This window comes from Bacillus sp. PK5-006, from assembly GCF_054161415.1.
In genome coordinates, this window is sequence record NZ_CP096414.1 from 990,046 (window position 1) to 1,003,881 (window position 13,836).

General features: G+C 40.6%; 16 protein-coding genes. 11 read left to right on the forward strand and 5 right to left on the reverse strand.

Annotated elements, in window-relative coordinates:
• Positions 1 to 91: 91 nt before the first annotated feature.
• Complete coding sequence (gene asnB / locus M1D84_RS05125) at positions 92 to 1,990, forward strand: asparagine synthase (glutamine-hydrolyzing) (RefSeq protein WP_024424908.1); 1,899 nt, start codon at positions 92 to 94, stop codon at positions 1,988 to 1,990.
• Between the two features lie 142 nt (positions 1,991 to 2,132).
• Here asnB and M1D84_RS05130 read toward each other — a convergent pair whose 3' ends face one another.
• On the reverse strand, positions 2,133 to 2,648 hold the full coding sequence (locus M1D84_RS05130) for a gamma carbonic anhydrase (protein ID WP_024426216.1): 516 nt from the start codon (positions 2,646 to 2,648) through the stop codon (positions 2,133 to 2,135).
• Between the two features lie 45 nt (positions 2,649 to 2,693).
• On the opposite strand from M1D84_RS05130, the gene M1D84_RS05135 reads away from it, so the two are divergent.
• Positions 2,694 to 3,473: an alpha/beta hydrolase gene (locus M1D84_RS05135; RefSeq protein WP_024424906.1), complete on the forward strand. Its 780-nt coding sequence runs from the start codon at positions 2,694 to 2,696 to the stop codon at positions 3,471 to 3,473.
• Positions 3,474 to 3,503: 30 nt separating this feature from the next.
• The gene (locus M1D84_RS05140) at positions 3,504 to 4,583 is read left to right on the forward strand and encodes a tetraprenyl-beta-curcumene synthase family protein (RefSeq protein WP_332285489.1); all 1,080 of its coding nucleotides are present in this window, start codon (positions 3,504 to 3,506) and stop codon (positions 4,581 to 4,583) included.
• A gap of 179 nt (positions 4,584 to 4,762) precedes the next feature.
• Here M1D84_RS05140 and M1D84_RS05145 read toward each other — a convergent pair whose 3' ends face one another.
• Both M1D84_RS05145 and M1D84_RS05150 read right to left on the reverse strand, forming a co-directional pair.
• Positions 4,763 to 5,335, reverse strand: a complete 573-nt coding sequence (locus tag M1D84_RS05145) for a tRNA (mnm(5)s(2)U34)-methyltransferase (RefSeq protein WP_024424904.1) — start codon at positions 5,333 to 5,335, stop codon at positions 4,763 to 4,765.
• Positions 5,332 to 6,297: a TIGR01212 family radical SAM protein gene (locus M1D84_RS05150; protein WP_024424903.1), complete on the reverse strand. Its 966-nt coding sequence runs from the start codon at positions 6,295 to 6,297 to the stop codon at positions 5,332 to 5,334. The genes M1D84_RS05145 and M1D84_RS05150 overlap by 4 nt, the downstream gene beginning before the upstream one ends.
• A gap of 152 nt (positions 6,298 to 6,449) precedes the next feature.
• Between M1D84_RS05150 and M1D84_RS05155 the strand changes: the two genes are divergently transcribed.
• The 7 genes from M1D84_RS05155 (at position 6,450) to M1D84_RS05185 (ending at position 11,328) form a co-directional block, all read left to right on the forward strand.
• On the forward strand, positions 6,450 to 6,725 hold the full coding sequence (locus tag M1D84_RS05155; protein WP_024424902.1) for a YtzC family protein: 276 nt from the start codon (positions 6,450 to 6,452) through the stop codon (positions 6,723 to 6,725).
• A 142-nt stretch (positions 6,726 to 6,867) separates the two neighbouring features.
• Positions 6,868 to 7,047: a hypothetical protein gene (locus M1D84_RS05160; RefSeq protein ID WP_024424901.1), complete on the forward strand. Its 180-nt coding sequence runs from the start codon at positions 6,868 to 6,870 to the stop codon at positions 7,045 to 7,047.
• Between the two features lie 17 nt (positions 7,048 to 7,064).
• On the forward strand, positions 7,065 to 7,457 hold the full coding sequence (locus M1D84_RS05165) for a GntR family transcriptional regulator (protein WP_024424900.1): 393 nt from the start codon (positions 7,065 to 7,067) through the stop codon (positions 7,455 to 7,457).
• Positions 7,450 to 8,328: an ATP-binding cassette domain-containing protein gene (locus M1D84_RS05170; protein WP_024424899.1), complete on the forward strand. Its 879-nt coding sequence runs from the start codon at positions 7,450 to 7,452 to the stop codon at positions 8,326 to 8,328. The genes M1D84_RS05165 and M1D84_RS05170 overlap by 8 nt, the downstream gene beginning before the upstream one ends.
• A complete protein-coding gene (locus M1D84_RS05175; RefSeq protein WP_044332338.1) occupies positions 8,322 to 9,308 on the forward strand; it encodes an ABC transporter permease subunit in 987 nt (328 codons plus the stop codon). The genes M1D84_RS05170 and M1D84_RS05175 overlap by 7 nt, the downstream gene beginning before the upstream one ends.
• Positions 9,309 to 9,329: 21 nt before the next feature.
• Positions 9,330 to 10,028 carry an ABC transporter ATP-binding protein gene (locus tag M1D84_RS05180; RefSeq protein WP_024424897.1) on the forward strand — a complete coding sequence of 233 codons (699 nt, stop codon included), beginning with the start codon at positions 9,330 to 9,332 and terminating at the stop codon, positions 10,026 to 10,028.
• On the forward strand, positions 10,018 to 11,328 hold the full coding sequence (locus M1D84_RS05185; RefSeq protein WP_024424896.1) for an ABC transporter permease: 1,311 nt from the start codon (positions 10,018 to 10,020) through the stop codon (positions 11,326 to 11,328). The genes M1D84_RS05180 and M1D84_RS05185 overlap by 11 nt, the downstream gene beginning before the upstream one ends.
• A 65-nt stretch (positions 11,329 to 11,393) precedes the next feature.
• Here M1D84_RS05185 and M1D84_RS05190 read toward each other — a convergent pair whose 3' ends face one another.
• Together M1D84_RS05190 and M1D84_RS05195 are read right to left on the reverse strand one after the other, a co-directional pair.
• Entirely contained in the window at positions 11,394 to 12,092 is a 699-nt protein-coding gene (locus M1D84_RS05190; protein ID WP_024424895.1) for a sunset domain-containing protein, read from the reverse strand.
• Between the two features lie 86 nt (positions 12,093 to 12,178).
• A complete protein-coding gene (locus M1D84_RS05195) occupies positions 12,179 to 12,982 on the reverse strand; it encodes a PAS domain-containing protein (protein WP_133744330.1) in 804 nt (267 codons plus the stop codon).
• Positions 12,983 to 13,404: 422 nt separating this feature from the next.
• Between M1D84_RS05195 and M1D84_RS05200 the strand changes: the two genes are divergently transcribed.
• On the forward strand, positions 13,405 to 13,734 hold the full coding sequence (locus M1D84_RS05200; RefSeq protein WP_008343006.1) for a DUF4257 domain-containing protein: 330 nt from the start codon (positions 13,405 to 13,407) through the stop codon (positions 13,732 to 13,734).
• Positions 13,735 to 13,836 lie beyond the last annotated feature (102 nt).

Below are 13,836 nucleotides of genomic sequence, written 5' to 3' on the forward strand. Positions count from 1 at the left end.
AAAAAGCGAAAAAATGTGAAACAAAATCGGACAAAATACTGTCTAATTATAGGTCTACTTTTAAGAAATAACATAACGTGGAGGCAATAATATGTGTGGGTTTGTTGGTGTATTTAATCACCGTCCATTGTCCGAAACTACTGAACAGGAAGAGCTAATTAAACAAATGAACCGTCTCATCGTTCATCGTGGTCCGGATGATGAGGGTTACTTTCATGATGAGCATGTAGGATTTGGATTTAGACGTTTAAGTATTATAGATGTTGAGCACGGAAAGCAGCCGCTTTCTTATGAAGATGAAAAGTATTGGATTATTTTCAACGGAGAAATTTATAACTATGTGGAGCTGAAGGAAGAGCTTGTGAAAAAAGGCTATACGTTCAGCACAGATTCTGATACGGAAGTACTTCTTGCCACATACCGTCATTATAAAGAAGAAGCGGCTTCAAAGCTTCGCGGCATGTTTGCATTTTTAATTTGGGATAAGGAAGCGCAATTATTATATGGCGCAAGAGATCCTTTTGGCATCAAACCGCTTTATTTTACACAAATGGATGAGCAAGTGTACTTTGCGTCTGAACGCAAAAGCTTGATGGCAGTAAGCGAGAACATTTTATTTGATGAGACATCCTTACAGCAATATATGTCATTCCAGTTCGTACCTGAGCCAAATACACTTGATCAAAAGGTGCACAAAGTAGAGCCGGGCCATCAGTTTACTTTACGCCCAGGACAGGAGATTGAATTTAAGACTTACTGGAAAGTTCAATTCAAGCCTGAGCAAACACAAGAACAAAAACTGATTGAAGAAGTCCGCGATGCAATCTATGATTCTGTGAAAATTCATATGAGAAGTGATGTACCTGTTGGTTCATTCCTATCAGGTGGTATCGATTCTTCTTTCATCGTATCTGTCGCAAAGGAATTTCATCCTGAGCTGAAGACGTTTTCTGTTGGCTTCCAGCAGGATGGCTTTAGTGAAGTTGATGTAGCGAAGGAAACGGCTGATAAGCTTGGCTTACAAAACTTCAGCGCCGTGATTTCTCCTGAGGAATATATGAATGAGCTTCCGAAAATTGTTTGGCATTTAGATGATCCTTTAGCTGATCCGGCGGCGATTCCATTGTACTTCGTGGCAAAGGAAGCGAAGAAACAAGTGACGGTTGTTCTTTCTGGTGAGGGAGCAGACGAGCTGTTCGGTGGATATAATATTTACCGTGAGCCGCTTTCTCTTAAACCATTTGAATCTGTACCATCTATGCTGAAAAAGCTTCTTCTTCGTCTGGCGCGCTTAATGCCAGAAGGAATGAAAGGAAAAAGCTTTATCGTCCGCGGCTGTACACCATTAGAGGAGCGTTATATCGGTAATGCGAAAATCTTTGAAGAGCCAGTAAAGAAAAACCTCTTAAAGCAGTATGATCCGAACATTACGTATCGTGATGTGACGAAGACATACTTCGAGGAAAGTGCAGGCTACAGTGATATTAACAAAATGCAATATGTTGATATTCATACGTGGATGCGCGGGGACATCTTACTAAAAGCAGATAAGATGACAATGGCGAATTCTCTTGAGCTTCGTGTTCCTTTCCTTGATAAGGTCGTATTTGAAGCGGCTTCTAAAATTCCAGAAGAGCTGAAAACAAAAGATGGCACAACGAAATATTTATTGCGTAAAGCAGCAGAAGGCATTGTGCCTGACCATGTGTTAAACCGCAAGAAGCTGGGCTTCCCTGTTCCAATTCGTCATTGGCTGAAAAATGAGATGAACGCTTGGGCGAAAGACATCATTAAAAACAGTCAAACTGACGAATATATTAATAAAGCGTATGTGCTTGATTTATTAAATGAACATTGTGCTGGTAAAGCAGATCATAGCCGTAAGATTTGGACTGTCCTGATCTTTATGATTTGGCACAGCATTTATGTCGAGCGCAGTATTGATCCAGAGCAATTGAATCATCAACCGAAAGAAGTCATCTTCAGTTAATGAAAAAAGGTTTTCAGCTTTGTGCTGAAAACCTTTTTTGTCATGATAGAAAGGGGTGGAAAAGGGTAAAATAACTAGCGGTTCATAGTTATTGCTTAATATCCTGAAAAAAACATGATAAAGTGAAGATACACGTATGATGTTAACGAGATAAAAGGGAACGATAGTATTGTCCTTTTTCTACATATTCTCTGCGGATTCGGTCCATGTCTTGGATATCTTCATCTGTTAACAGCCGAACGACTTTGGCTGGACGGCCAAAAGCGAGTGATCCTTTTGGGATGACCTTTCCTTGAGGGACAAGACTTCCTGCACCGATAAAGGCGCCTTCGCCAATCTCCGCACCATCGAGAATGATAGACCCCATGCCAATGAGGGCATTTTTTCGAATGATTGAGCTATGTAATGTGACCTGGTGTCCAATGGTAGCACCATCTTCAATAAGAAGTGTTTTTCCAGGACTTTGATGCAGGCACGATAAATCTTGAATATTGACGTTCTTTCCAATTCTCACAGGTGCAACATCGCCTCTGATGACGGTTTGAAACCACACGCTCGAATATTCTCCAATTGTGACATCACCGGTAATGGTGGCGTTATCTGCGACAAAGACCGATTCATGAATCTCAGGTGTAAACTGATGATATGGATAAATCACTTTTTCGACTTCCTTTCTTAATACAACATTTGTGAGGTGTTTACTTTGTGGACTTGGCATGCTGAAAGACCAGTTGGTACAATTGTCATTGTACATGGTGCGAGTGAATATCACGGCCGATATAAATGGCTGATTGAAATGTGGCGGAATGCAGGCTATCACGTCGTCATGGGTGACTTGCCTGGACAAGGCACATCGACACGTGCGCGAGGCCACATTCGTTCGTTTCAAGAATACATTGATACAGTCGATGAATGGATCGAACATGCGAAATCATTCAGACTTCCTACTTTTTTACTTGGACACAGTATGGGTGGACTCATTTCAATTGAGTGGATGAAGCAGTATACCCATACGAAGTTGAATGGCCTTATTTTATCATCACCTTGTTTAGGTCTGCAATTTAAACCGAAGAAGCTGATGGATTTTGCGTCAAAAGGTCTAAATGTGCTGGCACCGTCTTTTAAAGTGGAGTCAGGTCTGTCGATTGAACTAGCGACACGAAATCAGGCGGTCATTGAGGCAGACTCAAATGACTCTCTATACGTGACAAAGGTGTCGGTTCGCTGGTATAGAGAGCTGATCAAAAATATCGATGCGGCGATGCAGCCGACGAATGTCTTTAAATCGATCCCGCTCCTTTTAATGCAGGCGGGAGATGATAAGATCGTCGATAAAACGAGGGTGATTAAATGGTTCAATGGCATAGAATCAACCAATAAATCATACCGTGAATGGGAAGAGCTGTATCACGAAATTTTTAATGAACCAGAAAGAGAAGATGTGTTTAAGGCGGCAAGAGCCTTTACAGATCAATATATTTGATTGTGAGCTTTAAGTTGGGGGTGGAGTGATTTGTCAGTACCAGAGCGTCCTTTTGCACTGATGACAAAGGTGTACAAAGATATTTTTCCGCTTGTTCATCAGGAGCTGAAAAAGTGGCGGGCTCATGCAGAAATGATTGAAAATGAAGAACTGAGAACGCAGGCACTAGCGAGCATATCGAGTAAAACGTTTCACTGTGAAGGCGGAGGCATTTTATCTCTTCTAGCAGGCGAAGAGAAAGAAACGTGCATTGAATTCATTGTGGCGTATCAAACCATCAGTGACTACTTAGATAACCTATGTGACCGCAGCACGTCGCTTGATCCTAAGGATTTTCATATGCTGCATCAAGCGATGAGAGATGCGCTTGATATTCATGCTGAGCTCAAGCCATACTATCAATTCCGTGATGATCAAGAGGATCATGGATATTTACATGCGCTTGTCCGCACATGTCAAGACGTGCTTACGCGCGTTCGGCATTATTCGATCATTCAGCCATATTTACACACGCTGTGTGATTACTATAGTGACCTGCAAGTACATAAGCACGTCGTTCCTCATGAACGTGTGCCAAGATTAGAGTCGTGGTTCCGTCAATATGAAAAGGATTTGCCGAAGATGGAATGGTATGAGTTTTCAGCTTGTGCGGGATCAACGTTAGGAATATTCTGTCTTGTGGCGTATGCGCTGCAGCCTGATTTTACAGAAAAGCAGGCGAAGCAAATTTACGAAAGCTATTTCCCTTATATTCAAGGTCTGCACATTTTACTCGATTATTTAATAGACCAAGAAGAGGACCGGCTTGGGGGAGATCTGAACTTTTGCTCATACTATGATTCTCATCATGAGATGATGAATAGACTTCAGCATTTTATCGAAAAAGCGGATGAGCAGCTGAAAGGTATTCCGCATGAAAACTTTCACAAATTGATTAACAGAGGATTACTGGCGGTCTATTTGTCTGATGAAAAAGTGACAGCCCAAAAAGAGATGAACAAGCTGGCAAAGCGGCTGATCAAATCAAGCGGGAAAACATCGTTCTTTTTCTATATTAACGGAAGAGCCTATCGGACCTATCAGAAAATGCCTTGGATGAAATCATCATAAAAAAGCTCAAATCCTTTAGGATTTGAGCTTTAGCATGTAGACAAACCCTCGCATTCAGTGTCAGGTCTGCGCGCCGGTACTCACGAATGTCAAATTCGCTCCGTTCCGGTGCTTGCCCTTCCTAGGGCTGCAAAGGTTTTCTATCACGCTGAAAAGAAGAAAAAAAGCTAAAATGCACATCATTTTAGCTTTTTTTCAATAGCGACCACAAAAGGCGGGTCGTTTTGAATATTCATGTATTGATATGATAAAACTTGTACTTCTTCATGAGGCAGTGATCTGCAATAGTCGAGAAGCACTTCTTTTTCTCTTTTTCCTTCGGGATGTCCGTGGTAGATCACAAGGACGATCAGACCTCCGGGTTTGAGCCATTCGAGGAGCTGCTTGATGGCTTCAATGGTTGTATGAGCCTGAGTGGTGACGGCTTTATCGCCTCCGGGCAGATACCCAAGGTTAAACACTGCACCGGCTATTTGTCCATAAGCATCCTTCGGAAGATGATCCGCCAGTTTTTCATGCCCATCATGGATGAGGTGAACGTAAGGATATTGATCGCCAAGCCTTTTGCTTGTCTGCTGCAAGGCTTCCTCTTGCACGTCGAATGCAAACACTTGTCCATCAGTTCCTACAAGGTCAGCTAAATAGAGTGTATCGTGGCCGTTGCCCATTGTTGCATCTATAACGATGTCGCCTTTTTGACAAGCGCGTTCTAACAGCTCTTTACTAAAAGGAAGCATGCGTTTCAAAATCATTTGGCTGCTTCTTCCAATCTGACGAAACGTTTCCCTTGGTAGCTGTTACGTCTTTCGAGCTCGGCATTAATGGCATTGAGTACTTCCCACTTATTAACACTCCACATTGGACCAACCATTAATTCAATTGGGCCGTCGCCTGTAATACGGTGAATTATCATTTCTGGCGGCAGAATCTCCAGCTGATCACAAACAAGCTGAACATATTCCTCCTGGCTTAAAAACTCAAGCTTTCCTTTTTCATATTGCTTGACCATTGGAGTCCCTTTTAAAAGGTGAAGCAAATGAATTTTAATTCCCTGCACATCTAAATCCGCAACAGCTTTTGCTGTTTCCATCATCATGTCCCGATTTTCAAGAGGCAATCCATTGATGATATGTGAGCAGACACGAATTCCGTGTTTTCTCAGTTTTTCTACACCTTCAACGTAGCATTCATAATCATGAGCACGGTTGATGAGCATAGCTGTCCGTTCGTGTACCGTTTGAAGACCAAGCTCTACCCACAGGTAAGTGCGTTCGTTTAATTCGGCTAAATACTCCACTACGTCATCCGGCAGACAGTCAGGTCTTGTTGCAATGGATAGACCTACGACACCATGCAGATTCATGACGGTTTCATATTTTTCTTTTAGGACAGGTAGCGGAGCGTGTGTGTTTGTATACGCCTGGAAATACGCCATGTATTTTCCGTCTTTCCATTTTGTATGCATCCGGTCTTTGATTTCGTTAAATTGTGTGATGAGATCATCAGCCCGGTTTCCTGCAAAATCACCAGATCCAGCGGCACTGCAAAATGTACAGCCGCCGTGGGCTACAGTACCATCCCGGTTTGGGCAGTCAAAGCCGCCGTCTAAGGCTACTTTAAATACTTTATGACCAAAGTGTTCACGCAAATGGTAGTTCCACGTGTGATAACGTTTTTCGCTGTTTGAATATAAAAAAGGGTTATGCTGATCCAAGTCAGTAACCTCCTTGCATAATAATAGGCATCCTTAAAGTTTAACAAAAATCACGAAGGAGGACAATTGAATCTGTCCAACATTTTCTTTAGTGAAAAAGCGTTACATGGGCAAAATAGGCGGGAGCGATGATGAAATGGAGGGAATGTAAGATGGCAACAAGGCAGTCGATCGATGAATTTATCCAAAAAAGTACGGAAACCCTTGAGTTTGCAAATGAACAATTTGATTTGAGCTCACGTCAGGAACATTATAATGAGGAAGAGTTTTCAAAAGCACAGCTCATGCTTGAGAATACGGTCAACGAATTAGAAAAATTAAAAGATGTCGCCAATGACCAGCAAAGAGAACGGTTAGACAGGGCGCGTGTTCAAATTCAGAGCTTGCAAAATCAAATGATTTTAGGGATTTCCTACGATAATGAATGATGAACAGATCCTTCTTTTAAGGGTCTGTTTTTTATTTTTTAATAAGCTATTGACTTTTATACCGGGTGTCTTTATTGTATTAAGTGTACTACATCAACTAATACACTACAGACACTTAAAAAGTGAAGAAAGGTGTTCAACCATGAAAAAAGAAAAAAAGCCAATCAATTTGAAGTGGATGGTGCTGGCTGTTGCGTTAGCATGTACATTTTTTTTCGTTCTTGTTTTCATTGGTTTTGAAGTTCAAAAAGATTTGATACCCAATTCAGTTCCTTTAATGCAAGGACATGATCAAGCGATAGGACTGCAAAAGCATGAATGAGGAAAGAGGGAGTCATCATGATTCAAATAGATCCAAGAAGCGCTGCGCCAATATATGAACAAATCATTGAGCAGCTCAAAATTTTATGTTTAAAAGGCGTGATGAAGCCAGGTGACAAACTGCCCTCTGTCAGAGAGCTCGCCACCATTATTATTGCCAACCCAAACACCGTCAGCAAAGCGTATAAAGAGCTGGAGCGGGAAGGGATTATTGAAACTCTGCGGGGCCGCGGTACGTATGTAACAGAAGGTGCTCAGTTAAAGCTGAATGAAGGGAAGGTGCTCGAGATGAAAGAACAGTTAAGACAACTCATCATAGAAGCTCATCATGCTGGTATTGATATTCATCAGCTCAAGGAATGGCTGGAAGAGATCGGCTCAAGTCTAAAAGGAGGAAAACAAGTTGATTGAGGTCAGAAATGTATCGAAGAAATTAAATGGACGCGAAGTACTCAGCGACGTTTCCTTCAAAATAGGCGAAGGTGAGATCTTCGGTCTGCTTGGCCGGAATGGCTCTGGGAAAACAACACTTCTCAGATTGATTCAGCAAATTCTTCTTCCGGATGAAGGAGAGATTTATTTTAAAGACGTACTGGTGAAAGACCACCCTTTAGTAAAGCAAAATATTGTATTCATGCCAGTCGTGAATCCTTACTTTGACAGATACAATTACGGACAACTTGTCCAGCTGTTAAAGCATATATATCCAAAGTTTGACGTGACCTATGCCAATGAGCTTGTGAACCGCTATGAAATTCCGGAAAAAGTGAAGTATCGTGAATTGTCGACAGGGTTAAAGAAACAGCTGTCATTAATTTTAAGCTTTGCCATCAAACCAGCGGTCATTTTATTAGATGAGCCGACTGATGGTATTGATGCCGTCACAAGAAATGACGTTCTTCAGCTGATGATTGACGAGGTGGCAGAACGACAAACAACGATTTTAATTACATCTCACCGCTTAGAGGACATTGAGCGTATGTGTAATCGAATTGGATTTTTAGAAGGAAATGAACTCACAAGTGTCATGGATTTAGATGAATTAAAGAATGACTATGTCAAAATCCAAATGGCCTTTGAAGAAGATATGAACTTAAGTATTCGAAAAAATGGCGTTGCGATTTTGGATCAAGCGGGCGTTTTCTATACAGCGCTTGTTCTAAAAACCGACGAAGAAGCTAAAGAGTACTTGAAGTCACTGAAGCCAAAAGTATGGCATGAACTGCCTGTGAATTTAGAAGAAGTATTCATTGCGAAGTTTGGAGGGAAACGCAGATGGTAAAGCGGCAATTATTATATAAGGAGTGGAAGCAATCTGAGCTGACATTCATTTTAGTGATGCTTGTTGCGGTCTTTGCGACGCCATTATCCCTCTTAATGGATTACTCAACCTTTCAAGATTGTTTGAAAAATCCAGACTGTATACTGGATTCAACAACATTCACTTATCTGTTTAAGAAGGATGCATTTCTCTCACTATCATGGTTAATGGGAATATTTTTTGCTGTGGTTCAGCTAGGATTTGAGAGAAATAAAGGGCAGATGGACTTTACATTATCCTTGCCATTTAGCAGAAGTGCTATCTTTCATACCAAGTTTTTCTTAGGTGCTGGCATCATCGCAGGCGTTCATGTTGTCTCATATCTTATCATTTATTTACTCAAATTAGGCCTTCATCCAATAGAAACACCTGAGTTCAACAGTCGTTATTTTTATGCACTGTTGTCAGCTTTGATGATCTACAGTTTATTTTTTGCAGCAGGTACATTAACAGGAAGTGCTATATCCCAAACAATCGTTGGATTCAGTACGTCCATTCTACCATTTTTGTTAATTGGACTTCCGATCGTTCATTTAGATTTTATCTTTAGAACAAGTGAGAGGTGGATAGATACGAGCCTCAATTATTTGATATCGCCTATTTCACCAATTACTTATATTACAAATGACATTTTTCAACAAGAATATCAGCATTGGTTTAATGGTGAAGCATTCATCATTCCACTTGTCATGATGGTCATATTTTACCTGATTGGTTTGTTTAGCTTTATAAAACATCCAATTGAAAGAAATGGCCGCTTCTTCCTTTACTCAAGTATGGATAGACCTATTCAGATTATGGTCATTGTCTTCGGTGTTCTAGGGTTTGGATGGTTTGGTTTTTCTTCAGATAATTCCATATTTGGTTATATCGTTGGTATGCTCATCGGTGGAGTCGTAGGCGCTTTAACGAGTTATTTTTTAATCTATAGAAAAAGATAAACAGAGAGCAGGGGAGTAGAGATGATTCAGATTCAAGCATTAGATCATGTATTTAAAATTGGTAAAAAGGGCAGGGAAAATGAAATTCCTGTACTGAAAGGGATTGACCTGTCCATCAAAAGAGGCGATATTGCTTGTATTGTTGGACGAAGTGGTTCGGGGAAATCGACTTTATTAAACTTAATATCAGGCTATATTACGCCAACGAGCGGAAAAATTGTCATTGATGGCACCGATGTGACCGGCTTTAATGAAAAAGAATGGGCAGACTTTCGCTTAGATCACTTTGGCTTTATCTTTCAAAGCTTTCAGTTGATCGGGAGCTTAACAACGTATGAGAATGTTGAACTTCCGCTTACTTTAAAAGGTGTGAAGCCGTCTGAACGAAAGGCGAAAGTAAAAGAAATGCTGAAGCGAGTAGGACTTGAACATCACGCAGGACATTACCCAAATGAGCTGTCAGGCGGACAGCAGCAGCGTGTGAGTATTGCAAGAGCCTTGATTTTAAATCCATCTATTATTTTAGCGGATGAACCAACTGGGAGTCTGGATTCAGAAACTGAAGGAGAAATTTTAGCCTTTATCCAGCAGCTCAATCGCGAAAAAGGAATTACATTTGTCATCATTACACATGACGATGAAGTCGCTTCAATCGCAGACACAACGTTCCAGCTTCACGACGGTGTATTAAAGAAAGGGGAACAATCCATTGAAATTTAGAGATCAGGTCAAATTCATTAGAAGAAATATGAAGAAAAATAGATTGCGTGTGTTTATGACCATTCTTGCGACGACAATGGCATGCTCTTTCTTAATCGTTCTAGCGTCTGTCGGTTTTGGTTTGCAAAAATCAGCTCAAGATGAAATTATGAAACAGCAAATCATCACTGAAATTAAAGTGTTAGGAAAAGAAAAAGGAGACGTTAAGATTGATGATTTAAAGAAATATGATCATGTGAAATCTGTCGTCTCAAGAACGGCAATCAATCCATCGGTTAACGTCGAGCTCGATAACCGTTCAAGTGAAACGCAGGCTGCTTTGACTGATATGAAAGAGGAAAAAGAAGCAGGGCTTGAGCTAGACCGAGGAAAAGTCCCAACATCAGCGAACGAAATTGTGGTTGGGTATCATATGGCGCAGCAACTGTGGACAAAAAAAGAACGCGAAGCCTATGAAAAAGAATTAAACCAGACGTCAAATGGGGAAGAAACACCGAAGGAGCCAAAAGGCTACACGAAGGATATTTTAAATAAAGTGATTCAAATCAAAGTGCCAAAACTAAATGAAGAAGGGGAAGTCGTTAAAGAAAAAACATTTGATTTCCGTGTAGTAGGTGTTTTGAAAAAGCCGAATTTGGAGTGGCAGGAGGATCATAAAATTCTGATTCCGAATGCTTATGAAAAAGAATTTGGTCAAATACTCGACCTGTCTCCTGAAGCAGGAAATGTCGAGAAAATGACTTCTGTTTATGCAGATAAATTCGACAATGTCGGTACGCTCACGAATAAACTGACAGATGAGGGCTATCAAGTTATCTCTGTGACGAACCAGCTTGAAGGAATGGATATGTTCTTTACGGTCTTCAAAATTGGACTCATTTTTGTCGGATGTATTGCAGTCATTATTTCTGCCATCGGAATTTTCAATACGATGACCATGGCGGTAACAGAGCGAACACAAGAGATTGGGATTATGAAAGCCATTGGCGCGAATCCATCCATTATCAAGCGGATGTTCCTAATGGAAAGTGCTTATATTGGAGTCATCGGATCAATCATCGGTATTATCATCTCATATTTGATTAGTTTCGCCGTTAATTTAATCATCCCAGCCATTTTGTCGTCCATGTCTGAGGGAGGATCAAGCGATCAATTCTCGATTACTTTTTCCTATATTCCACTCAGCCTTGTCATTACAGCGACAGTGATCAGCGCAGGGGTAGCGATCATTTCAGGGCTTAACCCGGCACGTAAGGCAACAAAAACGAATGTATTAGCAGCTTTAAGAAGAGAAATCTAAAAAAGAACCTCCTGTAAACCCGATTGGGCGCTCAGGAGGTTCTTTTTTATCTTAATTAAACATTGCTATTGCTTAGGTGCCCTGTATCCGGCACGCTCTGCTTCTTCTACTGAGCAGAACATTTTGGTTACATTCTTTGTTCTAGAGTAGTATCTGCTGCTTGGTGTGTGGTAAATACCATTGACACTCCCTTTAATGTTACAGGCAGCCGATTCTTTTTTTGTTTCCTTTTGTGATTCATGACCGCCTGTGCTTTTTCCTTCATCTTTAGGTGCGGAGCGCTGGACGGTGGAAGACTTCGTATCGCTGCTGCTATTCTTGATTTCTTGTTTGAGTGTTTCATTGCTGGAGGTGATCTTGTCTATTTTCTCTTCAAGCGATTGAATGGTCTTCTCTTGCTGCTTGACCGTTTCTTTTTCTGAGGTGATGGTTTCTAGCTTTTTTTCCAGCTTTTCTTTTTCCTTCTCCGTTTCTTCTAAAGAGGAGGTAAGCGACTCTTTATCAGCTTTTAAGCGCGAAATGTCAGATGAGAGTTCCTTTTGATCCTTTAACAGCTGTTCGGAAGATGGATCGGCTTGTGCCTTTGGCGCATTTCCAGCAGTAAGCGGTAATGACATAATGGAAAAGAAGAGACCAATGATCAAAAAAGGATAAAAAAGTTTCTTTGAAAAAATCAGCTCGTTCTTGCGTTTGAGTAAGAAGAAATTGACAGCATACCCGATGGCAAAACAAACACATAAAAGACCTAATATGAGTAAAAACATATCTAACAGCCCCCCTAAATTGCTATTTACACCTATCATACCTCATTTTTCCATTTTGGGGAGCGGTTCAATTAAAAAAACCCTGTTTACACAGGGTTTTCAGCTAATGGTAATCCTTTTATGGCTTCTTTTACTGTCAAATAAGTGATCGTATTCTGGAAATCTGTATCCAGGTCTTTCATTTTCAGCGCAAGCTGCGGCTTAATCCCAGTGATGATCAGTTCGGTTCCAGTTAGATTGAGAAGATGATGCAGTTTGAAAATACGTGCTGCGACGGAATCATCGACCTCGATTAAACCAGAAAGGTCGACAATTAAATAATCATCCTTTGAATCATCTAATATACAGGTTAACTTAGCGACAATGGCATCAAAGCGTTCTTCAGATAATTTTCCGATAAGCGGAAGAGCAGATACACCATTTTTGATTGGGACGATTGGCGTCGAAAGAGAGGTGACTTCCTGTAAGGAATCTTCTAGGAGCTGTTCATATTCTTTCTGTTTCGTAATATCCTTTTGAAAACCAATGAAAAATGTTTTGTCATCTTGTTCAATGTATAGAGGATCTATATTGAGTTCATTCCAAAAAAAAGTGCCGTCTTTTTTATAATTTTTTAGCTGTGTGGTAATAGGTGTTTTGTTTTGAATTCCATGACGAATTAAAGCAAGCTGCTTTTGATCCGTGTCTTTTCCTTGAAGGAATCGACAATTACGACCAAGAATCTCATCTGGTTTGTATCCAGTCATTTGTGTAAAGCCGTGATTCACATAAACGATAGGGTTATCCTCTAAGGAAGGGTCTGTAATGACAACACCGATCCGCGCATGATCCAGCGCTTTTTTGATGAGTTCAAGCTGTTTTTGAAAGCCGAAAATGTTCGAGCTGACCATATTACCCTCCTTTGCTGCTATAAGACATATCAAATGGTTGTCTTTTCAACCAAATGAATCCTTTTAAACGTAACATAACATATGTTCTGTTTCAACGATTGCAAACGCTTTGTTAAATTTGTCATCATAGTTTGTCCTCCATTAGAATAGAGTAAGTAAGGAGACTTTTCATTAGAAAAAGAAGGAATCAATTACTCATCATTCATAAAATGACAAAAATAGTTAATATGGATTAGGTGAAAATGATTCCAATGCATCAAGATTGTTTTTAGGTCATTCACATATAATGGAAGAAACAAGCTTTTTTTCTTCGTTAGAGAGAATAGACCTTTTACATGGATTATGACGGAACAGCAGAATGGCATTACAGGGGGCTGGACAGCCTGAAGTCGCTTTACTATTCTAAGGGCTTTAGGAAGGTGATGAAAATGCTGCAACAAGTCATTATTGCTTGCGCCATTGGAGGGGTCATGGGCATTCTCGGTCACGTAAAGAAAAAAGGCAGGCTAGAGAAGCCCAGAATGACAAAAAAGTTTATTTACTTAGGGTTTATTGAAGATTGGCTCGTTGGGATGATTGCCGCTACACTGCTTGTCTTATCCTCAAATCCCGAATCTAGTCTGCACTTGATCATCTTATCCATTATTTCAGGTTACGGAGGAGAAGCAGTTCTGCGAAGCTTCGATTTTGTGAGAGAAGAACGTTCACAGGATGCAGGCTCCAACCGTCATAACCGATCTCCACACGAATAATATCCTCTACTTTACCCTAGTCTAGGGTACATTCCCATTGTATACAAACCTGCTTGCACTTATGATCATAATTCTATAAAATACTACTTAGATGACGGTTAC

What these genes read in the sequence shown, in the direction of transcription:
- asnB (WP_024424908.1), top strand. Translation starts at nt 92, where the DNA reads ATGTGTGGGTTTGTTGGTGTATTTAATCACCGTCCATTGTCCGAAACT.
- M1D84_RS05145 (WP_024424904.1), bottom strand. Translation starts at nt 5,335, where the DNA reads ATGATTTTGAAACGCATGCTTCCTTTTAGTAAAGAGCTGTTAGAACGC.
- M1D84_RS05155 (WP_024424902.1), top strand. Translation starts at nt 6,450, where the DNA reads ATGGCAACAAGGCAGTCGATCGATGAATTTATCCAAAAAAGTACGGAA.
- M1D84_RS05160 (WP_024424901.1), top strand. Translation starts at nt 6,868, where the DNA reads ATGAAAAAAGAAAAAAAGCCAATCAATTTGAAGTGGATGGTGCTGGCT.
- M1D84_RS05165 (WP_024424900.1), top strand. Translation starts at nt 7,065, where the DNA reads ATGATTCAAATAGATCCAAGAAGCGCTGCGCCAATATATGAACAAATC.
- M1D84_RS05175 (WP_044332338.1), top strand. Translation starts at nt 8,322, where the DNA reads ATGGTAAAGCGGCAATTATTATATAAGGAGTGGAAGCAATCTGAGCTG.
- M1D84_RS05180 (WP_024424897.1), top strand. Translation starts at nt 9,330, where the DNA reads ATGATTCAGATTCAAGCATTAGATCATGTATTTAAAATTGGTAAAAAG.
- M1D84_RS05190 (WP_024424895.1), bottom strand. Translation starts at nt 12,092, where the DNA reads ATGTTTTTACTCATATTAGGTCTTTTATGTGTTTGTTTTGCCATCGGG.
- M1D84_RS05195 (WP_133744330.1), bottom strand. Translation starts at nt 12,982, where the DNA reads ATGGTCAGCTCGAACATTTTCGGCTTTCAAAAACAGCTTGAACTCATC.
- M1D84_RS05200 (WP_008343006.1), top strand. Translation starts at nt 13,405, where the DNA reads ATGAAAATGCTGCAACAAGTCATTATTGCTTGCGCCATTGGAGGGGTC.